The sequence below is a fragment of the Rhizobium sp. SJZ105 genome, from assembly GCF_007828365.1.
Lineage (GTDB): Bacteria > Pseudomonadota > Alphaproteobacteria > Rhizobiales > Rhizobiaceae > Agrobacterium > Agrobacterium tumefaciens.
The window spans coordinates 19,578-42,308 of sequence record NZ_VIUP01000007.1 but is presented as its reverse complement, the minus strand read 5'-3'; the positions used below and the strand labels follow the sequence as shown (position 1 = coordinate 42,308).

The 22,731-nt window shown below is 58.9% G+C and carries 18 protein-coding genes; 7 read left to right on the top strand and 11 right to left on the bottom strand.

The features are described from left to right. Positions 1–2: 2 nt before the first annotated feature. The 8 genes from nirD to FB593_RS19440 all read right to left on the bottom strand — a co-directional run bounded on the left by nirD (position 3) and on the right by FB593_RS19440 (position 8,941). The gene (gene nirD / locus FB593_RS19475) at positions 3–338 is read right to left on the bottom strand and encodes a nitrite reductase small subunit NirD (protein WP_065704499.1); all 336 of its coding nucleotides are present in this window, start codon (positions 336–338) and stop codon (positions 3–5) included. 5 nt (positions 339–343) lie between these two features. Then, the gene (gene nirB / locus FB593_RS19470) at positions 344–2,791 is read right to left on the bottom strand and encodes a nitrite reductase large subunit NirB (protein WP_145166853.1); all 2,448 of its coding nucleotides are present in this window, start codon (positions 2,789–2,791) and stop codon (positions 344–346) included. Positions 2,792–2,796: 5 nt separating this feature from the next. After that, entirely contained in the window at positions 2,797–3,594 is a 798-nt protein-coding gene (locus tag FB593_RS19465) for an ABC transporter ATP-binding protein (RefSeq protein WP_003511595.1), read from the bottom strand. Between the two features lie 13 nt (positions 3,595–3,607). Continuing rightward, positions 3,608–4,501, bottom strand: a complete 894-nt coding sequence (gene ntrB / locus FB593_RS19460) for a nitrate ABC transporter permease (protein WP_035199774.1) — start codon at positions 4,499–4,501, stop codon at positions 3,608–3,610. Between the two features lie 112 nt (positions 4,502–4,613). Continuing rightward, on the bottom strand, positions 4,614–5,906 hold the full coding sequence (locus FB593_RS19455) for a CmpA/NrtA family ABC transporter substrate-binding protein (protein ID WP_065704503.1): 1,293 nt from the start codon (positions 5,904–5,906) through the stop codon (positions 4,614–4,616). Positions 5,907–6,283: 377 nt separating this feature from the next. After that, positions 6,284–7,561: a CmpA/NrtA family ABC transporter substrate-binding protein gene (locus FB593_RS19450; RefSeq protein WP_065704505.1), complete on the bottom strand. Its 1,278-nt coding sequence runs from the start codon at positions 7,559–7,561 to the stop codon at positions 6,284–6,286. A 36-nt stretch (positions 7,562–7,597) separates the two neighbouring features. Then, entirely contained in the window at positions 7,598–8,185 is a 588-nt protein-coding gene (locus FB593_RS19445) for an ANTAR domain-containing response regulator (RefSeq protein WP_003511609.1), read from the bottom strand. 102 nt (positions 8,186–8,287) lie between these two features. After that, the gene (locus tag FB593_RS19440; protein ID WP_003511611.1) at positions 8,288–8,941 is read right to left on the bottom strand and encodes a GntR family transcriptional regulator; all 654 of its coding nucleotides are present in this window, start codon (positions 8,939–8,941) and stop codon (positions 8,288–8,290) included. A gap of 263 nt (positions 8,942–9,204) precedes the next feature. Between FB593_RS19440 and FB593_RS19435 the strand changes: the two genes are divergently transcribed. From FB593_RS19435 to amyA, 6 genes are all read left to right on the top strand, one after another. Then, a complete protein-coding gene (locus tag FB593_RS19435; protein WP_003511614.1) occupies positions 9,205–10,446 on the top strand; it encodes an NRAMP family divalent metal transporter in 1,242 nt (413 codons plus the stop codon). A gap of 123 nt (positions 10,447–10,569) precedes the next feature. Continuing rightward, entirely contained in the window at positions 10,570–11,337 is a 768-nt protein-coding gene (locus FB593_RS19430) for a LamB/YcsF family protein (protein WP_003511617.1), read from the top strand. Positions 11,338–11,348: 11 nt separating this feature from the next. Continuing rightward, positions 11,349–12,158 carry a putative hydro-lyase gene (locus FB593_RS19425; protein ID WP_019565001.1) on the top strand — a complete coding sequence of 270 codons (810 nt, stop codon included), beginning with the start codon at positions 11,349–11,351 and terminating at the stop codon, positions 12,156–12,158. Between the two features lie 7 nt (positions 12,159–12,165). Further along, positions 12,166–13,764 carry a 5-oxoprolinase/urea amidolyase family protein gene (locus tag FB593_RS19420; protein WP_112650865.1) on the top strand — a complete coding sequence of 533 codons (1,599 nt, stop codon included), beginning with the start codon at positions 12,166–12,168 and terminating at the stop codon, positions 13,762–13,764. An 11-nt stretch (positions 13,765–13,775) separates the two neighbouring features. After that, positions 13,776–15,506: an acetyl/propionyl/methylcrotonyl-CoA carboxylase subunit alpha gene (locus tag FB593_RS19415; RefSeq protein ID WP_065662392.1), complete on the top strand. Its 1,731-nt coding sequence runs from the start codon at positions 13,776–13,778 to the stop codon at positions 15,504–15,506. Positions 15,507–15,638: 132 nt separating this feature from the next. Then, positions 15,639–17,126 carry an alpha-amylase gene (gene amyA, locus FB593_RS19410; RefSeq protein WP_145166852.1) on the top strand — a complete coding sequence of 496 codons (1,488 nt, stop codon included), beginning with the start codon at positions 15,639–15,641 and terminating at the stop codon, positions 17,124–17,126. A 38-nt stretch (positions 17,127–17,164) separates the two neighbouring features. Here amyA and soxR read toward each other — a convergent pair whose 3' ends face one another. Both soxR and FB593_RS19400 read right to left on the bottom strand, forming a co-directional pair. After that, positions 17,165–17,620, bottom strand: coding sequence for a redox-sensitive transcriptional activator SoxR (soxR, locus tag FB593_RS19405; protein ID WP_013761951.1), 456 nt, complete (start codon positions 17,618–17,620; stop codon positions 17,165–17,167). Between the two features lie 154 nt (positions 17,621–17,774). Continuing rightward, positions 17,775–19,880 carry a TonB-dependent receptor plug domain-containing protein gene (locus FB593_RS19400; protein ID WP_035199795.1) on the bottom strand — a complete coding sequence of 702 codons (2,106 nt, stop codon included), beginning with the start codon at positions 19,878–19,880 and terminating at the stop codon, positions 17,775–17,777. Positions 19,881–20,027: 147 nt separating this feature from the next. Here FB593_RS19400 and FB593_RS19395 point away from each other — a divergent pair, with 147 nt between their 5' ends. Beyond that, the gene (locus tag FB593_RS19395; RefSeq protein ID WP_035199798.1) at positions 20,028–21,497 is read left to right on the top strand and encodes a glycosyl transferase family protein; all 1,470 of its coding nucleotides are present in this window, start codon (positions 20,028–20,030) and stop codon (positions 21,495–21,497) included. Here the strand turns inward: FB593_RS19395 and FB593_RS19390 are convergent. Then, entirely contained in the window at positions 21,494–22,693 is a 1,200-nt protein-coding gene (locus FB593_RS19390) for a low temperature requirement protein A (RefSeq protein ID WP_035199801.1), read from the bottom strand. The two genes, FB593_RS19395 and FB593_RS19390, sit on opposite strands and share 4 nt — an antisense overlap. Between the last annotated feature and the right edge of the window lie 38 nt (positions 22,694–22,731).

Here is a 22,731-nt window from a genome sequence, read left to right as displayed (position 1 = left end):
TATCACTCCGCCGCAATCATCAAAGTTTCGAGCGCAATCGAAAGCCGCCCGTCGAGATTGCGGAGAGGAATGGTCCTCACCTCACCCTCATCCGCCCCCAACGCCTTGCCGGTCTCCAGCGAAATGACCCAATTGTGCAAAGGACATGTCACCGAAGCCCCGTGCACGATGCCCTGAGACAGCGGGCCGCCTTTGTGCGGGCAATGATCCTCGATGGCGAAGACCTGATTGTCAGCCGTGCGAAATACGGCGATCTTGCCCATAGGCGTTTTCACGCAGCGCGCGCCGCGCAGCGGAATGTCGGAAATGTCGCCAATATCGATCCAGTTGCTGTCCATCGTTCTCACTCCGCTGCCTCGTTGAAACCGATTGCCGCCATCGGCCTGAATTCGTGCTTGTCGTGGCCGGACACACGTTCCGACCAGGGATCGACCTGCGCGAATTTCTGGCTGAAGACGAAGCGGTCAAAATAGGCCCGGCGCTTGTCGACATCGTCCATGATCTGGCGGCGGACTTCGTCGTAACCGATGCGCTTGGCCCATTTATAGATGCGCTCGAGGTAGCGCGCCTGCTCGCGGTACATCTGGGTCAACGCCACGATATGCTCCAGCGCCTCATCCTCGGTAGGGACGAGGCCCAGCACTTCCGTACCCTTGATATCGAGACCGGCGGCACCGGCGAAGTGGATTTCGAAACCGGAATCGACGCAGATGACGCCGATATCCTTGCATGTCGCCTCAGCGCAGTTTCGCGGACAGCCGGAAACGGCAAGCTTCAGCTTCGCGGGCGTCCATGAGCCCCACATGAATTTTTCGATGCGGATGCCGAGGCCGGTGGAATCCTGCGTGCCGAAGCGGCACCATTGTTCTCCAACGCAGGTCTTCACGGTGCGAAGCCCCTTGGCATAGGCCTGGCCGGAAATGAAACCGGCCTTGCCGAGATCGGCCCAGACCGCCGGCAAATCCTCCTTCTCGATGCCGAGAAGATCGATGCGTTGCCCGCCTGTCACCTTCACCATCGGGATTTCGAACTTGTCGACCACATCCGCAATCGCCCGCAGTTCGGAGGAAGATGTGACGCCGCCCCACATGCGCGGAACGACGGAATAGGTGCCGTCCTTCTGGATATTGGCATGGACGCGCTCATTGATATAACGCGACTGGTAGTCGTCGGCATATTCGTCGGGAAAATCGCAAACGAGATAGTAGTTGAGCGCCGGTCTGCATTTGGCGCAGCCGCAGGAGGTCTTCCATTCCAGTTCCTGCATCACGGCGGGAATGGTCTTCAGGCTCTTGGCCTTGATGAGACGGCGCACATCATCGTGGCCGAGATCTGTGCATTTGCACATGGGCTGCACGGCAGCGGGATTGTAGCTGTCGCCAAGCGTCAGCGTCATCAGTTGCTCGACAAGGCCGGTGCAATTGCCGCAGGAGGCGGACGCCTTGGTATGGGCGCGCACATCATCCAGCGAGGTCAGCCCCTTCGAGGTGATGACCGAGGTGATCTTGCCCTTGCAGACGCCGTTGCAGCCGCAGATTTCCGCATCATCCGGCAAGGCTGCAACGGCCGCCATAGGGTCCAGCGGGGACCCTCCCTGATAGGCCTGGCCGAAGATCAGGGTTTCGCGCATGGCGGAAATGTCGGTCGATTTCTTCATCAGGTCGAAGAACCACGAACCATCCGCCGTCTCACCGTAAAGAACCGCGCCGATGATGCGATTTTCCTTGAGGATCAGGCGCTTGTAGACACCGGCGGTGGCATCGCGCAGCACGATTTCCTCGCGGTCGTCGCCCTCGGCAAAATCGCCGGCGGAAAACAGGTTGATGCCGGTGACCTTCAGTTTGGTATTGGTGACCGAACCATGATACTCGGCTGAACCGCCGCAAAGCCGGTCCGCCAGCACCCGCGCAGATTCATAGAGCGGCGCGACCAGCCCGTAGCACATGCCGCGATGCTCGGCGCATTCGCCAAGCGCATATATCGAGGCATCCGACGTCATCATGCCATCATCCACGACGATGCCGCGATTGACGGCGATGCCGGCTTCCTTGGCGAGACCCGAGGCGGGACGGATGCCGACCGCCATCACCACCATGTCGCCTTTAATGACGCGACCGTCTTCCAACTCGATGCCTTCGACCTTCTCCGCGCCGAGAATGCATTTGGTATTGGCCTTGGTGATGATGTCGATGCCGCGCTCGTTCAGCGCCTTTTCCAGAAGATAGGCCGCTGCCGGATCGAGCTGCCGCTCCATGATCGTCGGCATCAGATGGATGACGGTGACGTCCATTCCCTGGCGCTTCAGCCCATAAGCTGCTTCCAGACCCAGAAGGCCGGCGCCGATGACGATGGCGCGGCCCTTGCCTTCGGCGATTTCAAGCATCTTCGTGACATCGTCGAGATCGCGATAGGCGAGAACGCCCGGCAATTGATGGCCAGGGACGGGAATGATGAAGGGCAGGGAACCGGTGGCGATCACTAGCCTGTCGTAGGAAACGGTGATGCCGTTTTCGCTGGTTACGGTCTTGTTGTCGCGGTCGATGCCGGTGACCTTGGCGCCCTTGTGCAGCGTCACATTGTTGGCCGCGTACCATTCGTCATTGTGGATGACGATATCTTCATAGCTCTTTTCGCCTGAGAGTACTGGCGAGAGCATGATGCGGTCGTAATTGACGCGCGGCTCGGCGTTGAAAATGGTGACGTGGTAGAGGCCGGGGGCGGTTTCGAAAAGGTTTTCCAGCATGCGCCCCGGTGCCATGCCATTGCCGATGATGACGAGTTTTTGCGCCATAGTGGTTACTCCGCAGCTTCGACGAAGCGGTGACGTTCGTAAAGGAACTTCAGCACGGCCTCGCGGCATTTGAGGTAGGTCTTGTCGGATGCAAGCTCGATGCGGTTGCGCGGGCGCGGCAGCGGCACGTCAAGCACTTCGCCGATATGGGCGGCGGGACCGTTGGTCATCATTACGATACGGTCGGACAGCAGCACCGCCTCATCCACATCGTGGGTGATCATGACCATGGTGTTGCCAAGCCGGGCGTGGATTTCCATCACGGCGTCCTGAAGGTGGGCGCGCGTCAGCGCATCCAGTGCGCCGAAAGGCTCGTCCAGCAGCAGGATTTTCGGCTCCATGGCGAGCGCCCGGGCAATGCCGACGCGCTGTTTCATGCCACCGGAAATTTCAGACGGTTTCTTGTCCTTGGCATGGGCCATCTGCACGAGATCCAGATTGCGCATGACCCAGTCGTGGCGTTCCGCTTTGGTCTTGGTACTGCTGAAGACCTTCGCGACGGCCAGGTTGACGTTTTCATAAACCGAAAGCCAGGGAAGCAGGCTGTGGTTCTGGAATACGACGGCGCGTTCCGGGCCAGGTTCGTTGACCTCGCGGTTTTCCAGAAGCACGACGCCTGCTGAGACTTTGGTCAGCCCGGCGATGAGGTTGAGCATGGTGGACTTGCCGCAGCCGGAATGCCCGATGACTGAGACGAATTCGCCCTTGCCGATGGTCAGGTTGATGCCTTTCAGCACCTCGGCGCGCGAACCGCCCTTGTCGAAATATTTGTCGATATGATCGAGTTTCAGATAAGCGTTCATGATGGTCGCCCTTTTAGTTGGCCGCAGCGCCGCGGGTGATGACCTTGCCGAGCGCCGCTACCAGCTTGTCGAGCATGAAGCCGACAACGCCGATGTAAGCGAGCGCCACGATGATGTCGGGCAGGCGCGAGGAGTTCCACGCATCCCAGATGAAGAAGCCGATACCGACGCCGCCGGTCAGCATTTCCGCAGCCACGATGGCGAGCCAGGAGAGGCCGATGCCTATGCGCAGACCGGTGAAGATGTAAGGCGCGGCCGACGGCAGCATGATCTTGAAGAAGAATTCGATCTGGTTGAGCCGCAGCACCTTCGCAACGTTGCGATAGTCCTGCGGAATGTTGCGCACGCCGACCGCCGTATTGATGATGACGGGCCAGATGGAGGTGATGAAGATCACGAAAATGGCCGACGGATTGCTGTCCTGAAAGGCGGCAAGTGAAAGCGGCAGCCAGGCGAGCGGCGGCACGGTGCGCAGGACCTGAAAAATCGGGTCGAGGCCGCGCATGGCCCAGACCGACTGGCCGATGACCGCACCGAGAATGATGCCGGCGATGGCCGCAAGGCCGAAACCGTATGCCACGCGCTCCAGCGAGACCAGCACGCGCAAGCCGAGGCCGATATCCTGCGAACCATTATGGAAGAACGGCGATACGATGAGATCGTAGCTTTCCTCGAATACCTGGCTTGGCGGCGGCAGGGACGAGCCGGGGGCGGAACAGAGCACCTGCCAGACGCCCAGCAGAACGGCGAGGACGACAAATGGCGGTATGATATTGCGGGCCGCCGCAGCACCCAGTTTACGCAGATTGAACCGCGAGGGATGTTTGGGCGGAAGGGTCACGACGTTTGCCTTTTGTACCACCGGTTGCTGCGGCTGTTCCTTGAAATTTCGAGCCAATGCGGACATGGCGTTTCCTTTGGATTTCGGTTGCGGTCAGGGTCTCGCCCCTCATCCGGCCTTTGGTGTCCATCATTAAATGGCAACCCGGCAGAGGAGGGGCGACACCCGTGTCTCCTCCTCAGGAGGCTGCCTTGATGGAAAGACTTTCGAGATAGGCCGACGGGTTTTCCGGGTCGAAGACCTTGCCGTCGAAGAAGGTTTCCTTGCCGCGCGACGTGGAGGCGGGAATATCGGCAACACCGAGATCCTTTGCAGCGTCGCGCCAGATGTCCTCGCGGTTGACCTTGGCAACCAGCGCCTTCACGTCCGTATCGGGTGCAAATTTACCCCAGCGGATGTTTTCCGTGATGAACCAGCTGTCGTGGCTGCGGAAGGGATAGGACGCGTGATCCTGCCAGAACTTCATCTGCAGACCGGTATTTTCCAGCACGCGGCCGTTGCCGTAATTGATATTGCCCTTGAGGCGGCCAAGAACGTCCTTGGGTGGCACGTTGAACCATTGGCGCTTGCCGAGGATCGTGGACATCTCCTCCTTGTTCGCCATCTCATCGCACCATTGCTGGGCCTCCATCACGGCCATCAGCAATGCCTTGGTGGCGTTGGGGTTCTTTTCCACCCAGTCGGCGCGCATGCCGAGCGCCTTCTCGGGATGCCCTTTCCAGAGTTCCCCGGTGGTACAGGCAGTGAAGCCGATGCCCTGATTGACGAGTTGCTCGTTCCAGGGTTCGCCCACACAGAAGACGTCCATATTGCCGACCTTCATGTTGGCGACCATCTGCGGCGGCGGAACGACGATGGTGGAGACGTCCTTGTCCGGGTCGATGCCGCCGGCGGCCAGCCAATAGCGGATCCACAGATCATGCGTGCCGCCGGGAAATGTCATGGCAGCCTTGATTTCCTTGCCTTCTGCCTTCTTCTTCTCGAAAGCTGCCTTCAGCTTGGACGCGTCGAGCTGAACGCCGGTTTCAGCATATTCCTTGGCGACGGAAATACCCTGGCTGTCGAGATTGAGGCGGGCGATAAGCGCCATCGGCACAGGCACGTTGTTCTGCGTCACCTTGCCGGTATGCATGAGATAGGGCATCGGGGTCAGGATATGCGCGCCATCAATGCCGTTCGATGCGCCGCCGAGCACGAGATTGTCACGTGTCGCACCCCAGGATGCCTGTTTGAGAACCTCGACATCCGGCATGCCATGCTTGGCGAACAGTCCCTTTTCCGCCGCGATGATAAGCGGGGCGGCGTCGGTCAGCGCGATGAAGCCGATTTTCGCGCCCTTCACTTCCGGCTCAGCCGCGGCTGCGAAAGCGCCTGACGGAAAAGCGGTGCGCACGGCGGTAACAAGGGCTGCGGTGGCTGTCATCTTCAGTATGGTGCGGCGGCTGACATCGCCCGAGAATATCTTTTTCATTCGCATCTTCCCCTTATTGGACCACCGCATGGGTGGCGCGTTCGCTTGCGAAAAAACCTGAAAATAAAAAAAACGCCGCTCGGTGTTTGCGCCTTCGGAACGGGAGGTGTTCCGGGCAGCAAAACCTTGCGACGTCTATGTCTGTGAAAGCGCTTATGCCGCGCCCTGCTCGCCCCGATCGCCGTTGACCAGTGCAAAGACGAAGACGCAAGAGGCGTGCCAGTTTTACTTATGGAAGCTATCGCCTTGGAAACAAACGGAATTTCCGAGATTCAATCGGACGATTAAATTTTAATCAATAGAAATTTTGTCTATGGTTTGCGCAGATGGATAAATTCCGAGCTTGAAATTTGCGCAGCTTGCCCGGCCGACGGCTGTCAGGCCTCGCCTTGGGAGATGGAAAACGGGGCAGAACTGCGCACGGAAAAGCCATTCACATAGCCAGCAATGTCTGCGGGATCGAAAACAAAACCGTCCACGAACCGGTCACCCGCCTCCTCCCCTTCGACTCGAATATCGGCATCATCGGGCGCATTGGCATCGCCCAGTGCCGCCCGATAAATATCTGGACGGTAAGCGGACAGGGTGGCCTCCACACCACCTTGCGAAAACTCCGTCTGCCCCCAGCGGATCATCTGGCTGTAAATCCACAATGCCTGGCTCTGGCGCGGATAATTGGCATGGCCGCCGTGGAAGAGGAAATATTTGTCGATGACCCGGCGGTTGCCCTGGCTGTCGATGTTGAATTCACCGGCAAGCACATGGCGGATGATGCTTTGCGGCGCACCGATATAACGCGGATCGGCAAGTATCCTGCTCAGATCATCGTGATTTTCCGCAAGGTCGCACCAACGTGCGGCGGCATCGAGCGCCATCAGCAGCCGGCTGACCGTTTCCTGCTGGCTTTCAGCCCATTCAGGCCGCATCCCGATCACCTTTTCCGGCGCGGACGGCCACAAATCCTGCTTGGCAGCGACGATCCTGCCCACACCGCGCTCGGCGGCAACGATGTTCCACGGTGCACCGACACAGAAACCATCGATGGCGCCCGCCGCCAATGCATCCGACGTCAATGGGGGTGGTACGACCACCAGTTTGACGTCGTGATCGGGATGAATGCCACCAGCGGCGAGCCAATAGCGAAATTCGTAATTGTGCGAGGAAAACGGGTAGGTCATGCCGAGCGTCGGTGTAGCTTCGCCCCGCGCTCGCATGTCATCCAGCACCTCCTTTAAGGCCTTCGCATTTTCCAGCGCCCCCGCCGTTTCGGAAAGCCCCGTCAACGCCTTCATCCGGGCAAAAAGCCGCGTCGAAAGCGTTATAGCATTGCCGCCGCGCCCAAGTGAAAACGGCGTGATCGTCGGCGAAGGGTTGGAGCCGAGTCCGAGCATGGAGGCAACCGGCATCGGCGACAGCATATGGGCAACGTCGAATTGCCGGAATGCCAGCCGGTCGCGCACATTCGCCCAGGAAACATCCTTGACGAGATCGAGCGTCAGGCCTTCGCGCTCGGCAAAGCCGAATTCCGCCGCAGCAATGAGGACGGACGCATCGACAAGAGGAATAAAACCTGCCCGCAGGATTTTTTGCCGGTCGCTGCCAACAATTGCCGGCGCGCCCGCTTTTGAACCGGCCGATTTTTCCTGTGCCGCCATATCATACACTCCTCGACTGTCCTGCCGGCGGGTTCGTTACATCAACAGACCGGCCGCGGTGACCACGCTTTGCGCGATCTCGGATATTTTCTTTTTCTCGTTCATCGCCGTTTGCCGCAGAAGCGCAAAAGCCTCCTCTTCGGACAGGCCACGCATTTTCATCAAAATGCCTTTGGCGCGCTCGATGACCTTGCGCTCCTCAAGCGCCGATTTTGCTTCGGCAAGTTCCTGTCGCAGACGGCTGAAAGCGTTGAAGCGGCTGACCGCCATATCGAGGATGGGTTTGACGCGTTCTTTCTTCAGCCCGTCAACGACATAGGCGGAAACACCGGCCTCAACGGCCGCCTCGATGGACGCGGTATCGGAGCGGTCGACAAACATGGCGATCGGCCGGCCGACCGTGCGTGTCAACTGAAACAGATGCTCCATCATGTCGCGGTTGGGATTTTCAAGGTCGATGAAGATGACATCGGGCTGCAGCGTCTCGATGGTCCGCGCCACGCCGTGCACCTCATGGATGAGCGTCACGCGATTATACCCGGCTTCGCGCAGCCCCTCCTCGATGATCGAGGCGCGGATCGCGTTTTCGTCTATAACGAGAATGGTGAGGTCGCGAAGCGTCATGTCGGCATTGATGACGCACCGCAACAAACTTGGCAATCAGGCGCCGATATAAAAATGGAGCGGACGTGAAAGGGACGTTTTCATCCCGCTCCGCCTGATTTCTCAGGACGCCCGTTCGAGCGCCTTCAAAACCGTCCGCTCGGAAAGATTGAGATAGATTTCCATCTCGTCACCGGCCTCAGCCGCCTTGCCCTCTTCCATCAGCGACAGGATTTTGCTGTTCATGTCCACAAAGGGGGAATGGAGCTGTTCCGGGTCTTTCAGCAGGCCGAAACAAAGCCTGAGCTCAGCGGCGATTCGCTCGTAAAAATCGCTGAGACGAGCGCTGTCGAGAAGGTCGACTACGGCGGCGTGAAACTTCATGTTGGCGCTGCCCACGCCTAACCAGTCTGCCTGGTCGCGCTTTATCCTGGCATCATCGACCGCCGTGCGCATTGTCCGGATGGCCGGGTGCTTGTGCCAGGCCTGACGCAGCGCCCCGCATTCCACCATGCGCCGCACCCTGTAAATATCAATCACCGAAGCCAGGGTGGGAACGGCGACAAAAACGCCGCGATTGGCCTCGTGACGCAGCAGACCATCCTTGGTCAGGAGACGAAAGGCTTCACGCAGCGAATTGCGGGAGACCTCGAAACGTTCGCTGAAGGCTGCTTCCGAAAGACGCTGGCCCGGCATCAGTTCACCGGAGATCAGCAGGGTGCGAATACCCTTTGCCAATCGATCCGCAAGCGGCAGACCCTCTATCGTTTCCGTCATGGCGCTTTCCTTAAAAGCAATGCAACGTTGGGAATTCCGTGACAGGCATGTTCGGACACGGCATGATTGCCCATAGCACAAAGCTTCAGCAAAGCGCCAAAAAAACGTGATGAATTCATACTCATAACGTCCAACAAATAGACAAAATAAAAGAACGATTATCATTTATTGTTGAACAATATTGACAATCTCACGGAACAAGACAAGATCGGCGTCATAAAGCATCCGCGAGGGGCGGATTGCGACAGGAGCGGAGAAAATCCATGGAGCAGAAAAAGCTCACCCCGACTGCCGATCTCAAAATGTCAAAACGTGCATCTCTTTTGGGAGCAATCTTCCTGATGGCAACATCTGCCATCGGTCCCGGCTTCATCACGCAGACGGCGACATTCACCATGCAGCTTGGTGCCGCATTCGCCTTCGGCATTCTTGCTTCCATCCTCATAGACTTCGTCGTTCAGCTCAACATCTGGCGCATCGTAACGCTGACGCGCATGCGTGCGTCCGACATCGCCAATGCTGCCATTCCGGGCTCCGGCTATCTTCTCGCCATTCTCGTCATCATCGGCGGCCTTTTCTTTAATATCGGCAATATTGGCGGCACCGGCCTCGGCCTGAACGCCATCTTCGGGCTCGATCCGAAAATCGGCGGCGCCATCAGCGCAATCTTTTCCATCGCCATCTTCGTTTCCAAACGGGCTGGCCTCGCCGTCGACCGGTTCATCATTTTCGCCGGTATCCTGATGATCGTGCTGACGCTCTACGTTGCATTCGTATCCGCGCCTCCGGTCGGTGATGCCTTCCGCCAGACCTTCCTGCCGGACACGATCAATTTCGCGACCATCACCACCATCGTCGGCGGCACCGTTGGCGGCTACATCACCTATTCCGGCGCACACCGCCTGCTGGACCGGGGAATGGTCGGCATTGAAAACCTGCCCGCCGTCAACCGCGCCGCTCTGACCGGCATCGCTGTCACCGGCATCATGCGTTACGTGCTGTTCCTCGCCATTCTCGGCGTTGTCGCCAGCGGCGTCGTCATCGATACATCGGGCCAGGCCGCCAATCCCGCCGCACAGGCTTTCCGGTCGGCCGCGGGCGATCTCGGCTTCCGCCTATTCGGCATCATCTTCTGGGCTGCGGCCATCACAAGCGTCATCGGCGCGGCGTATACCTCCGTCTCGTTCCTGCCCGTGTTCAAGCAGGACATGACCGAACGCGCCCGCAACATGGCGACGGTCATCTTCATCGCTGTCTCGCTCGTCTGCTACCTGCTCATCACGACGCCGCCCGCCGCCATGCTGGTCTTCGTCGGCGGCCTGAACGGTCTTATCCTGCCCATCGGCCTCAGCATCTTCCTGTTTGCCGCATGGAAGCGCGAAGACCTGATGGGCGGCCATCGCTACTCGCGCATTCTGCTCGGGCTTGGCGTTCTGACATGCGCATTGACGTGGTACATGGGCTACAAGTCCGCCGGCACCATTTTCGGCCTGCTCGGCCTGTAATAAACTAGAGCGTTTCCGCATTTCGGAGAAAAGCGGAAACGCTCTATATATTTGTTATTACGCATTTTCCCGACGCAAAACCGCTACGCACTTTTGCTGGAAATGCTCTAAAGGGAGGCAAACATGGCCGCTATCGATCTCAACAGCGATCTTGGCGAAAGTTACGGCGCGTGGCGCATGGGAGACGACGAGGCGATGCTTGCCATCGTTTCCAGCGCTAACATCGCCTGCGGATTTCACGCAGGTGACCCGGCCGGCATCTACCGGACCGTCAAGGCCGCTGCCGAAAAAGGCGTGGTCGTCGGCGCCCATGTTTCCTACCCGGACCGCGTCGGCTTTGGCCGCCGCGATCTGGATGTGACCTCCGAAGAGCTGATCGCCGATGTCATCTACCAGATAGGCGCACTGAAGGGTGTTGCCGCCGCTGCCGGAACCACGGTGCGTTACGTGAAGCCGCATGGCGCGCTTTACAACCGCATCGCCAATGACGCGAAACAGGGACAAGCGGTCATCGACGGTATAAAGGCCGTCGATGCCTCGCTGGTGCTGATGGGTCTTGCCAATGCGCCCATCCTCGATCTCGCCCGCAAGGCAGGCCTTGCTGTCGTCGCGGAAGCCTTCGCTGACCGCGCCTACACGCCCGAAGGCCAACTCGTCTCGCGCCGTGAGGCGGGCGCCGTACTGCACGACGCTGCCAAAATCGCCGACCGGATGGTGCAGCTTGCCCGCGAAGGAACACTCGAAGCCATCGACGGCAGCAGCATCAAGATCGAAGCACAATCCATCTGCGTGCATGGCGACAGCCCCGGCGCGGTGGCGATCGCCCAGGAAATCCGCCGCCGTTTCGAAGCCGAGGGCATCGAAATCCGCTCTTTTGCATCCATTCTCTAAAAGGGCGACCAATGACGATACCCTTATCCTTTCTGAGCCACACCAATGCGCATGCCGCCCGGACGGCCCGCGCCGATTATCGTGGCGGCCTCGTTGCGCCGACCTCCGGCATCGCTCCCGGTTTCACACAGGCCAACATGATCGTGCTGCCGCGCGACTGGGCCTTCGATTTCCTGCTTTATGCGCAGCGTAATCCCAAGCCCTGCCCGGTGCTCGATGTTTCAGATCCCGGCTCACCAACCACGCTTCTTGCCCCCGGTGCCGATCTCAGGACCGACCTGCCGCTTTACCGTATCTGGCGGGACGGCAAACTTGCCGAGGAAACGGCGGATGCGACCGCCGCCTGGGCAGAGCGTGACGATCTCGTCGCTTTCCTGATCGGTTGCAGTTTTACCTTTGAAACGCCAATGGTCGAAGCGGGTATCGAAATCCGTCACATGACCGACAAAAGCAACGTTCCGATGTATCTGACCAACCGCCCCTGCCGGCCGGCCGGCCGATTTAAGGGCAACATGGTCGTTTCCATGCGACCGATCCCGGCTTCGCGCGTGGCCGATGCCGCGACAATTTCAGGACGTTTTCCGGCGGTTCACGGTGCGCCCGTGCATGTCGGCGCGCCGGAAGAAATTGGCATATCGGATCTCGCGAAGCCGGACTTCGGTGATGCCGTGCGGATCGAACCCGGCGAGGTTCCAGTTTTCTGGGCCTGCGGCGTGACGCCTCAGGCTGCAGTCATGGCATCCGGCGTGCCGTTCGCGATTACCCATGCGCCCGGGCACATGTTCATCACCGACATTCCCGATTCTGCCTATCACGCGTGAGGATATGATGCGTTTTCTCCCCGTCAGCCTCACCACCATTCTCGTCGAACTTGCCGATCTCGATGAAACGCTGGCCCTGTTCGCCTCGCTTCAGAACGATCCGATCGAGGGCATCGACGAAACGGTTCCGGCTGCCCGCACCCTGATGATCCGTTTCCGCCCCGAAAAGATTGGCGCAGAGGCGCTGGTTGCACGGCTTTCCAGCCGTGATCTCTCCGCAAAAATCGCGCCCTCGGACAATCTGGTGGAAATCCCCGTCCATTATAACGGCGAAGATCTGGCCGACGTTGCCGAACTGACCGGCATGAGCATCGAAGAAGTCATTCGCCGCCATACCGAAAGCGAATTCACCGTGGCCTTCTGCGGTTTCGCGCCCGGCTTCGGTTATCTGGTTGGCGGCGATACGGCTCTTCACGTGCCGCGCCGGCAAAGCCCGCGTACCCGCATTCCGGCAGGTTCGGTGGCGCTGGCTGGCGCCTTCAGCGGCGTCTATCCGCAAAACAGCCCCGGCGGCTGGCAGATCATCGGCACCACACCGGTGAAGATGTGGGATATAGACCGTGATCCCGGCGCGCTTTTCCAGCCGGGTTATCGCGTGCGTTTCTTCGATATGGACAAAGCCGGAAGAACGGTTGATGTTCCCACCTCAGCGCCGCGCACCGCCCGGCCTGAGATGACGAGAGAAGGCCCGCATTTCGAGGTGCTCGCGGCCCCCATGCCCGCCATTTTTCAGGATCTCGGCCGCTTCGGCCAAACCGGACAGGGCGTCTCCGCCTCCGGCGCACTGGATCGTGGCGCGTTTAACGCCGCCAACCGTATCGTCGGCAATCCCGTCAACTCGCCGTGTCTCGAGCTGACGCTCGGCGGCTTTTCCTTCAAAAGCACGAGCCGCGCTGTCATCGGCATTGCGGGCGCGCCCTGCCCCATCACCGTCAAGACCGCAGATCGCAGTTTCACCGCACAAACCCATGTTCCCGTGTCTCTCGAACCCGGCGATATCGTAACCCTGGGTCAGCCGCCGAAGGGCATGCGCTGTTATCTTGCTGTGCGTGGCGGGTTCGATGTCGAGCCCGTGCTGGGCAGCTATGCGACGGATACGCTCGCCGTAGTCGGTCCAGAAAGCGTGACTGCGGGCACTACTCTGCCGCTGAAGGGCGAAAAGACAGGACTTTCCAGCGTGTCTATCGACGAGGCTCCGGCCTTCGATCCGCCGGCAACCGGCGATATTGTGACGCTCGACGTGGTTCTCGGACCGCGTACCGACTGGTTCACGCAAAAGGGCCTCGATACGCTGACCGGCCAGCTCTGGCAGGTCACGCCGCAATCGAACCGCGTCGGCATCCGCCTTGCCGGCGAAGTGCCGATGGAGCGCAGGGACAGTGCCGAATTGCCGAGCGAAGGCACGGCCACCGGAGCAATCCAGATTCCCCATAGCGGCCAGCCCGTTCTTTTCCTTGCCGACCACCCGTTGACCGGCGGCTATCCCGTCATCGGCGCGGTCGCGGAATACCATCTCGATCTTGCGGGGCAAATCCCCGTCAATGCCAAAATCAAGTTCCGCCCGATCGGCCCTTTTGCCGAAATCGCGGCGGCTAAAAGTCTGTAGGGAGAATATCGATGAAAAAAGTGCTGATTGCCAATCGCGGCGAGATCGCGGTGCGGATCATCCGCGCATGCCGTGATTACGGCCTGCAATCGGTTGCCGTTTATGCCGATCCCGATCAGGATGCGCTATTCGTTCGGTTGGCGGATGAGGCCTATGCGCTGGAAGGCGTCCGCCCCGCCGAAACCTATCTCGATATCGCCAAGCTGATCGCGATTGCCAAACGCGCCGGCGCGGATGCCGTGCATCCCGGTTACGGCTTTTTGTCCGAACGCGCCGAATTTGCGCAGGCGGTTATCGATGCCGGCCTTAGCTGGATCGGCCCCGACCCACATGTCATTGAAGCGCTGGGCGACAAGGTGGAAGCGCGGCGCATCGCCACCAGCGTCGGCGCACCGCTGGTGGCCGGCAGTGACGGCCCCGTCTCTACCGCCGCCGAAGTCACCGCTTTTGCCGAAGAATACGGCCTGCCCGTCGCCATCAAGGCGGCGCATGGCGGTGGTGGGCGCGGCCTGAAGGTCGCATGGAAGATGGAAGAGATCGCCGATCTCTACGAATCCGCCGTTCGCGAAGCGACCGCCGCTTTCGGTCGCGGCGAGTGCTTTCTCGAACGCTTCCTCGACCGGCCCCGCCATATCGAGGCGCAGGTTTTGGCCGACAAGCACGGCAATGTGCTGGTGCTGGGCACCCGCGATTGCTCGCTGCAACGTCGAAACCAGAAGCTGATAGAGGAGGCTCCGGCCCCGTTCCTGTCTGCCGAACAGCGACAAAAAATCCACGACGCGGCAAAGGCGATCTGTGCCGCCGCGGGCTATTCCGGTGCCGGCACCGTCGAATTCCTGCTCGGCGTTGATGGCACGATTTCTTTCCTGGAGGTCAATACGCGCCTGCAGGTGGAACATCCCGTTACCGAGGAAACCACCGGTATCGATCTCGTTATCGAGCAGTTCCGCATCGCCGAGGGCCACACCCTGCGGGTGGTTGAAACGCCGGAACCGCGCGGCCACTCTATGGAATTCCGCATCAATGCCGAAGATCCCGGCCGAGGATTCCTGCCAACACCCGGCACGATCTCGATTTTCGATGCTCCTTCCGGCCCCGGCATCCGTATGGATAGCGGCGTCGTCAGCGGCTCCAGCGTGCCTGGCGTATTCGACTCGCTGATGGCGAAGCTCATCGTTACGGGTACCGACCGCGATCAGGTTCTGCGCCGCGCGCGCCGCGCGCTGAAAGAATTCCGTATCGAAGGCATTGCCACGGTTCTGCCGTTCCATCGCGCCGCAATCGAGACGGACGACTTCATCGGCACCGACGGTTTCAAGGTTCATACCCGCTGGATCGAGACCGATTTCGCCGCCATGCCTGACGCCATGGAACGTCCTGCACCGGCTGAAGACCCTTCCATCACGCGCACCTTTCTGGAAATCGACGGCAAGCGTGTTTCTGTCGGCCTGCCGAACCTGCTGCTCTCCGGCCTCGGCGCTGTCAGCGGCGGCAATGCCGCTGCGCCCGGCGCGTCGGTCAAGGAGAAGGAAGGTGAAATTATCGCTCCCGTTTCCGGCACCTTGCAATCGTTCAAGGTGACCGATGGCGAAACTGTTTCCAAAGGCGATCTTCTGGCCGTCATGGAAGCCATGAAAATGGAAACGCAAATCGTGGCGACGAAGGCCGGCAAGGTCCGCCTGATCGTCAAGGAAGGCGACTATCTTCAGGCGGGCGCGGCACTTCTCGAAATTGCGGAATAACGCATAGACCAGGCCACCGGACGGATCAGGGAAGGTGGTCCCCTCACAATCGAAGTTTGGTCAATACGGTGGCGGAACCCTTTCGCCGCCGGGCCGTTTATGGCGCGACCTGCTAACCATCATGAGGGAAATATGGCCGGACGCACCTTGCTTCAATTCTTCCATTGGTACTATCCGGACGGAGGGAAATTATGGAGCGAGGTGGCCGAGAAGGCGGAAAGCCTTGCCCGAATGGGTATTACCGATGTCTGGCTACCGCCGGCCTACAAGGGTTCTGCCGGCGGTTTTTCGGTAGGTTACGATACCTATGATCTCTTCGACCTTGGCGAATTCGACCAGAAGGGAACAGTCGCGACCAAATACGGTGATCGCGCTGCCCTCGAACAAGCTGGTCGGACGCTGAAGGAAAACGGCATCCGCGTCATTCACGACGTGGTTCTTAATCACAAGATGGGCGCGGATGAAAGGGAGAAGGTGCGGGTTCGCCGCGTCAATCCCGATGACCGCACCGAGATAGAGGACGAGGATTTCGAGGCGCACGCCTATACGCGCTTCACCTTTCCCGGCCGAAACGGCACGCATTCCAAATTCATCTGGGACCTGAAGTGCTTCAGCGGCGTCGACCATATCGAGGAGCCTGATGAGGACGGCATTTTCCGTCTCGTCAACGAATACGGCGACGGCGAATGGAATGAAGAGGTCGACGAGGAAAACGGCAACTTCGATTATCTCATGGGCGCGGATGTCGAATTCCGAAACAGGGCTGTCTATGAGGAACTGAAATATTGGGGCCGGTGGCTTGCCGAACAGGTGCAGGTGGATGGTTTCCGTCTGGATGCGGCCAAACATATTCCGGCATGGTTCTTCCGCGACTGGGTAGGCCATATGCGCGACACGATTAATCCCGACCTCTTCGTTGTGGCGGAATACTGGCACCCCGATATAGACGCGCTGAAAAGCTATCTCGATCTGGTCGACAAGCAGCTGATGCTCTTCGATGTCGCCCTTCACCACCGCTTCCATGACGCTTCCAAGCAGGGCGGCGATTTCGACATGCGCACTATCTTCGATGGTTCGCTGCTTTCCGCTGTTCCAGATCACGCCGTCACCCTTGTCGACAACCACGACACGCAGCCGCTTCAATCTCTGGAAGCGCCGGTAGAACCCTGGTTCAAGCCTCTGGCCTATGCGATCATTCTGCTGCGCGAAGAAGGTGTGCCTTGCGTCTTTTATCCCGATCTTTTCGGTACGACGTATACAGACACCGGCAATGACGGCAACGACCATGAGATCGTCATGCCGGCTATCGAATGCCTTCCGAAGCTTATCGAGGCACGCAGCCGCTTTTCCAACGGTGCCCAGACGGATATTTTCGACGATCCGAGCTGCATTGCGTTTATTCGCCACGGTACCGCCGATGAGCCGGGCTGCGTTGTGGTGATGTCGAACGGCGAGGCGGCGGAAAAACAGATAGATCTCGGCCCTGAGCAGGTGGGAGCTGTATGGCGCGATTTCCTTGGTCACCGTCACGAACAGATCACCCTTGACGAGCATGGCAAGGGTCTGTTTTCCACCAATGGCGGCAGCGTCAGTGTCTGGGTTCCGGCCGACGTCGAGTAGGAACAATTGCTTTTAAAGCGGCTAGCCGGAAACCTTGCTCATTTGACGGATACGAGACGGCGCGGGCCCGCGCCGGCATCGGCCAGAACATCGTTCGGATTGCGTAAGGGACAATCATCAAGTGAGAGGCAACCGCAACCGATACAGCCGGTAAGCTGGTCGCGCAGCATAATCAGGTTGTTGATACGAAGCTGCAGCATTTCCCGCCAGGACTGCGAGAACACGCGCCAGTCAGCCGTTGTCGCCACCCTGTCCTGCGGCAAATCCGCCAAGGCGTCCCTGATGATGCTGAGCTGGATACCTGCTCGCTGCGCAATGCGGATAATGGCAATGCGCCGCAGGACGGCGCGATGATAACGACGCTGGTTCCCGCTGGTGCGCCAGCCTTCGATCAATCCCTTCGCCTCGTAAAAATGGATGGTGGAAACGGCGACGCCACTACGACGCGCAACCTCCCCAACCGTCAGGCTGTGTTTAAAGATGGTATTTTCCATGCCGGCTCCGTTTTCTGAACGGCCTCCGCTCTGAAAACCGCGGAAACACACTAGAGAGCAGCCGGTATAATTCCTCAACCATAGTTGAGGTCAATAGGATGGATGGCAAAAAGAGGCGCCAATCGGGCGCCTCTGAATTCTTAAATATCGCGGATCAGAATTTGGCGGTCATGCTGATCCAGAAGCGGCGGCCTTCCATGACCGTGTTGAAATCGTCAGCGCCGACTTCCTTGTCGAATACATTGTAAACCGCCGCGTTGAGATCGACATTTTCGGCCACCGCATATTTCGCCCCGATGTCGAGGGTGGTGTAAGCGTCATATTTACGCCCGGCCTTGCCGTTGATCGTAACCGGTTTGCCGTTCGTACCGATGCGCGGACCCGCATTGATTTCCGATCCGTGATAATTCACCGAGGCCCAGGCTTCCAGCCCGTCCACCGGGGTGACCCATTCGCCTCTCAGATTGGCCATGTGCTCCGGCGTCCGCGCCAGCGGAAAACCCTCGTAATCGCCCGTCTTCTGTTCGGAATGCGTATAGGTATAGTTGCCGCGCAATGTCAGTTCCGGCGTCGCATACCATGCTGCCGTCAGTTCTATGCCCTGAATGACCGCGTCGTCGATATTGTAATTGTACCAGAGGCGATAATTGCTATCTTCGCTCCAGCGGGCAGGCGTACCATCCGGATTGAGCACGAGCGCGTTAGAAATCTTGTCCTTGAAATCTGTGTAGAAATAAGTGGCACCGAGGGCAACATCACCATTGTCCCAGAGTGCTGCCAATTCATAACTCGTGCTTTTTTCCGCCTCCAGACCCGGATCGCCGATGATCACGCCGCAGGTACCGTTCGAGGCATAGGTGCACCCACCGCCGCCAGTCGTATAGGCGTAACCCGGTGCGATCTGGCGGATTTCCGGTGCGCGGAAACCTGTTGAAATGCCGCCCTTGATCGTAAGATCGTCGGTTGCGCTCCAGACGCCGTAAAGGCGCGGGCTGAAATGATTGCCATATTTTTCATGGTTATCCAGACGAAGGCCGCCCGTCAGCGCAAAGCTATCGACGATGCGCCATTCATCCTCGACGAAGAGCGCCCATTGCGTCGCCGAGAAAGTTTCGTCGCGACCGGTACGGCGTCCCGGATTCTGGTCCTTCAGCTGTGCCTCGAAATATTGACCGCCGGTGACGAGCGTATGGTTGCCGAACAGTTCGAACGGCGTGGTGAACTTGCCGTCGAGAACGCTATTGCGAACCTCCGGCGAGCGCGGATTTTCAGTGACGCGTCCCGTGCGAAAGTTTCTGGTGAAGTTGGTGCGCTCGGCCCATTCCTGCTGGAAGGAGAATTCAGACGTGGTCGGTCCCCACCGGCCGGTATGCGACAATGACCAATGGTCGCGCGTATTGGTGTTGTAGGTGCCGTCTGCATTGGCTGCCAGCGTCTCGCCGGACTTGGCATCGCGGCGCAACCGTGCTTTGCCAGCCTCGAGATAGATGTCGTGATCCTCATTCGGCGTGAAGGTCAAACGTCCATTGAAATCATATTCCTTCGCGCCCGTCGTACCATTCAATATGCGGTCTTCGCCGCGCGTGAAGCCCCTGCCCCAGATCTGCAGCCCCAGCCGGTCCTTCAGGATCGGCCCATTGGCATACCAGGACACCTGACCGCTATTACCGAATTTTGAATGTTGCTGAACCGTACCCTCGCTGGTGACGGAGCCAGACCAGACATCGCCAACCTTGCGGGTGATGATGTTGATGACGCCGCCCATGGCATCGGAACCGTAAAGAGAGGACATCGGGCCGCGCACGACCTCGATGCGTTCGATCGCCGAAACCGGCGGCACGAAACTCTGTTCGAAGCCGGAATTACCATTGGTACGGGCATCGCGCGTGCTCTGCCTCTTACCGTCAACTAGGATCAACGTGTAAGCGCCGGGCAATCCGCGAATGAAAATATCCTTCTCATTGGCAATGCCGGTGACAGACACGCCCTGAACTTCGCGCAAGGCGTCTGTCAGATCGCGGTAAGACCCCTTTTCCAGATCTTCTCGCGTCACGACCGTGATGCTGGCCGGAGCATCCTTTACATTCTGCTCGAAGCCGGACGCGGTCACCACGATCTGCTGAAGAACGGTGGTTCCGTCGGTCGCCTGCTGCGCGACAGCAGGCAAGGCAACGCTGAGCGCCGTTCCCGCCATGGCGACGGAAATGCCAGCCTTTATTATCGTCGCGGCTATATCCTGCCCGCGGTACTTCAATTCCATGTTACGCCCCCGCATTTAACTTGAGAATTTACCCCCACTTATTTAGGAGGGAGGTCTGGCGCAACGCGTTTGTTTTCGAACAGTTCTAAATTCCAGAAATTGCAAAAAGGCCCCCTCTAATCGGGGGCGGGGTAAAAAAACAGCAAGATGACAACCGGCAAGAGAAAAGAAGAACCAGCTTCCCCGACAAAGCCCGACAGGCTTGGTCAGCTGAAACTACTTGTCGCGTTCGATGCGTTGTTGCGGGAAGGAAGCGTCAGCCGCGCAGCGGCAGGCATGGGACTGCCGACATCATCGATGAGCCGGATACTACAGCAGCTGCGCGAGAAATACGGCGACCAGCTGTTCTTACGCACCGGCCAGGGTTTGCGACCCACCCCCTTTGCCGAGACCATGCGGCTGCGCATTCGTTCGCTGGCGGCGGAGGCGGAAAACCTGATCGATTATTCACAGGAAAAAGCGGCAGCTCCCACCGCCGCCAATGTTAGCGGCTGGGAACGGCCGGTGCTGATGAAGGCGCCGCCTCTTTCGCTGCGCCCCAGCGTTCTTCTGGAAGGTCAGCCGACACCGGAAAATATAGCGGACCGCCTTGCTCGCATCGGCCACAATGCCGATCCGCAGCACAGGCTCGCCAAATATATAGCGACCTCGGCGATGGGCATCGGCAACAGCCGCCCGCTCAGCCAGCAAGAGGCGATGGACGCGCTTTCGATCATTCTCGAAGGCGATGCAGATCCCATACAGATAGGAGCGCTGCTTGCGACCATGCAATATCGCGGTGTGACCGCGGCAGAGCTTGCCGGTTTTATCGAAGCCATGTGGGGCCATATAAAAAGAGACCAGCAAGCGCCCGCATCGGTCGATCTCGACTGGCCGGCCTATATGTCGCCCAAACATCGCGATGCACCCTGGTTCCTGCATTCCGCGCGTCTCGTTTCCATGGCGGGATATAGCGTCTTGTTACACGGCCATGTGGGCCAGGGAGAAAATGGCGGTAAGCTCGAACTCGCCGCTGAAGCCTGCGGCATACCGCTCTGCCATTCACTTTCGCAGGCGGCCAAGGCCACGGCTTCGCAAGGGATCGCCTATCTGCCGATCGGTGGACTATCGTTACAGTTTCAGAGCCTACTTGGCCTGCACGGCATTCTGGAAATGCGCCTGCCGCTCAATACGGTCGTGCATCTTCTCAATCCGCTTCGCGCCAGAAGCACCATTATCGGCGTCGCCCGCCCCTCCTATCAGGAGCTTCATCGCGATACGGCGCGGCTGCTTTCCGTCGAGAGCCTTGCCATTCTCGGCAATACGCGGGATTTCGCGCAATTTACTCCATTCCGCAGCACCCGGATCTTCGGTCTTTCCAAGGGCGAAGATGTCGAGTTCGTCATTCCCGCCCGCGAAACGCCACCGGCCGAAATGCCGACCATGTTCACCACCTTCGAATATTGGCGCGCCGTCTGGACGGGGGCGGCCAGAGACGAGAGAGCGGAAACCATCATCGTCTCCACCGCTGCCATTGCCCTGATGCTGGTCAATGATATGGTTCTGCCTTTCGAAGAGGCCTATGCCCGCAGCCTGCGGCTGTGGAACGACAGGGCACGCGATTTCGCCACTGCTTAGGCGTTGGTGACTGATTTTTTCAGCGCCAGATATTCCCACAGCGCCACCAGCAGCAAAATCCCCGTGCTTGCCAGTTGCAGCGCAAAAAGCGGCACGCCCGGCACCGGCAGAAGCAGGCAGAGCGCCGCTACTCCGGCAAAATGCGAGATCGGCCGCTGATAGGTGGCAGCAATCTTGACGCCGATATTACCGGCTAGAAACAGGATCGGGCCGCCAAGAATGGCGAGTGACTCCCTCATCGTCGTCCCTTCATGGGCATGGGACAGGCTGAAATCCTCTCCAACTGCCGTAAGGATGATGCCGGCCACGATAGGCAAATGTCCGTAGTTGAAAAGATTCTGGGCAATCTTCGCTTTCTCGTCGGCATGTTCGGCCTTTCTGGAGGCCTCTTCCTGCCCGTGATGGAAATAGATCCACCACATTGTGACGGTGCTGACGAAGGCCGAACAAAAGACGATGAATGTGAGGCCAGAATTCATATATTCCGTGGCCGTGCGGCCGGTGGTTAGGATCGTTTCCCCGAGACAGATGATGACGAAAAGCGCACAGCGCTCCGCAAGATGCTCGCCGGAGAGATGCAGCTTGTCCGCATCGCTTGCTTTCAATCCCGGGACGACATAACGACAAGCGGGTCCGGCATATTCTATCGCGAGCGCTATACCCCACAGGAGGATTCGATCCGTCAGATCGACAAGCCCACCAGCCATCCAGAACAGGCTCGATACGACTAGCCAGATCGTCACGCGCACAAAAACCAGAAAAGACTGCCTGTCCTCTCCCTTAAAGGCATAAAGTGCAAACAGGCTCCGTCCCACCTGCATGGCACTGTAGATAAGGGCAAACACGAAACCCTGTTCCGCAAAAGCCTCCGGCAGCGCGATCGCCAAAAGAACCCCGCCGAACATCAGGACGAAAAGCAGAATCCGGACAGGCTCCTTTTCGGTATTCAGCAGGTTGGTGATCCAGGTGGTGTGTATCCACAACCACCAAAGTGACAATATCAGTATGCCCGCCTCAAGCGCCGCTGTCGGTCCGAAGTCCTTTGCTAGCGCATGGGAAAGCTGAATGAGCGCGAAAACGAAAACCAGATCGAAGAACAGTTCAGGAAAGGTCGCCTTTTCTGCTTCGTGCCCGTCCTGTTTGATCCAGGTTTGCGCATCCGGTTTCTGCCCGGACGTTTCGCTTTCGGTTCCCATTCTGCCCCTGTTCGTCAATATGAATTATTGCGATCGCG

Bases quoted from the DNA above. Each gene is read 5' to 3' on its own strand.
- nirD (WP_065704499.1), bottom strand. From the start codon at position 338: ATGGACAGCAACTGGATCGATATTGGCGACATTTCCGACATTCCGCTG.
- nirB (WP_145166853.1), bottom strand. From the start codon at position 2,791: ATGGCGCAAAAACTCGTCATCATCGGCAATGGCATGGCACCGGGGCGC.
- FB593_RS19465 (WP_003511595.1), bottom strand. From the start codon at position 3,594: ATGAACGCTTATCTGAAACTCGATCATATCGACAAATATTTCGACAAG.
- ntrB (WP_035199774.1), bottom strand. From the start codon at position 4,501: ATGTCCGCATTGGCTCGAAATTTCAAGGAACAGCCGCAGCAACCGGTG.
- FB593_RS19455 (WP_065704503.1), bottom strand. From the start codon at position 5,906: ATGAAAAAGATATTCTCGGGCGATGTCAGCCGCCGCACCATACTGAAG.
- FB593_RS19450 (WP_065704505.1), bottom strand. From the start codon at position 7,561: ATGGCGGCACAGGAAAAATCGGCCGGTTCAAAAGCGGGCGCGCCGGCA.
- FB593_RS19445 (WP_003511609.1), bottom strand. From the start codon at position 8,185: ATGACGCTTCGCGACCTCACCATTCTCGTTATAGACGAAAACGCGATC.
- FB593_RS19440 (WP_003511611.1), bottom strand. From the start codon at position 8,941: ATGACGGAAACGATAGAGGGTCTGCCGCTTGCGGATCGATTGGCAAAG.
- FB593_RS19435 (WP_003511614.1), top strand. From the start codon at position 9,205: ATGGAGCAGAAAAAGCTCACCCCGACTGCCGATCTCAAAATGTCAAAA.
- FB593_RS19430 (WP_003511617.1), top strand. From the start codon at position 10,570: ATGGCCGCTATCGATCTCAACAGCGATCTTGGCGAAAGTTACGGCGCG.
- FB593_RS19425 (WP_019565001.1), top strand. From the start codon at position 11,349: ATGACGATACCCTTATCCTTTCTGAGCCACACCAATGCGCATGCCGCC.
- FB593_RS19420 (WP_112650865.1), top strand. From the start codon at position 12,166: ATGCGTTTTCTCCCCGTCAGCCTCACCACCATTCTCGTCGAACTTGCC.
- FB593_RS19415 (WP_065662392.1), top strand. From the start codon at position 13,776: ATGAAAAAAGTGCTGATTGCCAATCGCGGCGAGATCGCGGTGCGGATC.
- amyA (WP_145166852.1), top strand. From the start codon at position 15,639: ATGGCCGGACGCACCTTGCTTCAATTCTTCCATTGGTACTATCCGGAC.
- soxR (WP_013761951.1), bottom strand. From the start codon at position 17,620: ATGGAAAATACCATCTTTAAACACAGCCTGACGGTTGGGGAGGTTGCG.
- FB593_RS19400 (WP_035199795.1), bottom strand. From the start codon at position 19,880: ATGGAATTGAAGTACCGCGGGCAGGATATAGCCGCGACGATAATAAAG.
- FB593_RS19395 (WP_035199798.1), top strand. From the start codon at position 20,028: ATGACAACCGGCAAGAGAAAAGAAGAACCAGCTTCCCCGACAAAGCCC.
- FB593_RS19390 (WP_035199801.1), bottom strand. From the start codon at position 22,693: ATGGGAACCGAAAGCGAAACGTCCGGGCAGAAACCGGATGCGCAAACC.